The following is a 287-nucleotide window of genomic DNA, read 5'->3' as shown; positions in this document are numbered from 1 at the left end:
CGCTGACCGCCGCCCAGTTCGGCGGCTGGCAGACCGCCCTGATGCTCGGCCTGCTCTTCATGCTCGGCATGCTCGTGACTGACGGAATCAACGGCCTGTGGATCTCGCGCCTGATCTCGAAGGCCGACCGCGCCGCCAGGATCGCTTCGCGCGTCATGAGCCTGGTGGTGGCCGGCCTCAGCCTGCTGGTCGCCGCCTTCGGCGTCATGAAGATGTCCTTGCCGACGGTCGATGCCTGGAGCGAGGGCAAGGAGCTTTTCTTCGGCGCCGCCGTGGTCGCAGTGATC

At 67.2% G+C, this 287-nt stretch carries 1 protein-coding gene; it reads left to right on the top strand.

Going from position 1 to position 287, the window contains the following annotated elements; genetic code table 11:
• The coding region (locus MD536_RS21325) for a hypothetical protein (protein ID WP_239603808.1) at positions 1-287 on the top strand (287 nt) is incomplete at both ends.

Source organism: Flavihumibacter cheonanensis (assembly GCF_022352215.1).
Lineage (GTDB): Bacteria > Bacteroidota > Bacteroidia > Chitinophagales > Chitinophagaceae > Flavihumibacter > Flavihumibacter cheonanensis.
Note: the sequence above shows the minus strand (reverse complement) of the source record. Positions and strands in the feature narration are given on the sequence as shown.